Genomic DNA, 1345 nt, shown 5'->3' with positions numbered 1-1345 from the left:
GGTGTACACGGCGTTCGGCCGGGCGGAACGGCATCTGTCCGTGGTGCACGGCGTGGAGCAGGCCCTGCCCAGGGCGGTCGCGGAGGTCCCGGCCAAGCCCCGCACCACCCGCCTGGGGACCCTGCTGCGCACGCAGGTGCCGGCGAGCTGACCCGCCCTCCTCCACGCCGTGGCGAGGGGAGAGCGGGCACCCGGCGGTGCCGTCCCGGGCCCGGCCCGCACGGCACCGCCGGATCCGCCTCACTTGTCGGCGTCGAGCGGCTCCAGCTCCTCCTCGTCGTCCTCGGCGAAGTCCAGCTCGTCCTCGTCCTCGTCGTCGGAGGCGTCGTCGTCGAAGACGGCGCTCACGTCGAAGCGGCACACCACGGCTTGCGGCTCGATGTGCTCGAACGGCGCCGAGAGCCACTCCCCGGCCTCGGGTGGTTCCTCCGCCGCCGTCACCCAGAGCGTGGAGTCGCCCTCCTCCAGGCCGAACTCCTTGTGCCGGGAGGCGATCTCGTCCGGTTCGAACTCGCCGAACAGGATCCCCAGCGCGCCGGGGACGCTGCCGGCGGCCTCGTCCTCGTCCCCGCCGTCGTCGTACTCCGCCGCCTCGACCCGCTGGGCCTGGGCGAGCAGACGCTGGGGTTCCGCCACGGTGTAGTCGCGTCGGATCAGCACACTGACCGCATGGGGTTCCCCGGGCCCGGCGTACGGCGGCAGCGTGTCCTCGGCGCCGGGGATCTCGAAGGGCGTGACCTCGTCGTAGCGGTCGTAGAGCAGCTCGTCGTAGGCCTCGGCGGCTGCGGCCAGCTGGTTGAACGCCTCGGAGACGGCCGGGTCGTCCTCTCCCGACCTGCGTTCGATCGCAGCCAGATGACGGTCGAGCGCGGTCTTGACCGCCTCGGCGGCGGCGCGTACCTCGGCAGCGGTGGGCTGCGCAGCATCAGACATAGTGCAGACGCTATCCGTACCGGGCACCAGCCCGCACAATAGATGCGATGCCGGAATACGAATTTGTCGACGTGTACGTACCTCGCGGGGTCTCCCGCAAGGAGGCGACGCGTCTGCTGACGGACCATGCCGAGTACGGACACTGGGAGTTGGACCGACTGAGTCTGCTGCGCGACGGCAGTCGCAAGGTGCGGCTGCGCCGGCGGATCATCCGCCAGGTGCGGGCCACATGGTGAGCCCGGCCACGGGGCCGGGCGGCACGTACGGAGCGGGCCCCGCCGGCATGGCAGGGCCCGCTCCGTTCTCCGCTCGCCGCCATGCGGTCACCGGGTCCCGGTCACCGGTGTCCGCTCACCTGGCGGCCCGGGCCTTGCGGTAGAGGACCGTACCGGCGAGCAGCGCGCCCGCACCG

2 protein-coding genes are annotated in these 1345 nt (G+C 72.3%); one reads left to right on the top strand and one right to left on the bottom strand.

What is annotated here, in order from left to right; all coding sequences use genetic code 11:
• Positions 1–240: 240 nt before the first annotated feature.
• Positions 241–933 carry a hypothetical protein gene (locus H5J33_RS35430; RefSeq protein ID WP_181798743.1) on the bottom strand — a complete coding sequence of 231 codons (693 nt, stop codon included), beginning with the start codon at positions 931–933 and terminating at the stop codon, positions 241–243.
• Between the two features lie 47 nt (positions 934–980).
• On the opposite strand from H5J33_RS35430, the gene H5J33_RS35425 reads away from it, so the two are divergent.
• Positions 981–1169 (top strand): DUF5703 family protein, encoded by a 189-nt coding sequence (locus H5J33_RS35425; RefSeq protein WP_043407302.1) that lies wholly within the window; start codon positions 981–983, stop codon positions 1167–1169.
• Positions 1170–1345: the final 176 nt, after the last annotated feature.

The sequence above is a fragment of the Streptomyces sp. WELS2 genome (assembly GCF_013870595.1).
GTDB lineage: Bacteria > Actinomycetota > Actinomycetes > Streptomycetales > Streptomycetaceae > Streptomyces.
This window is presented reverse-complemented; position numbering and strand designations above follow the sequence as displayed.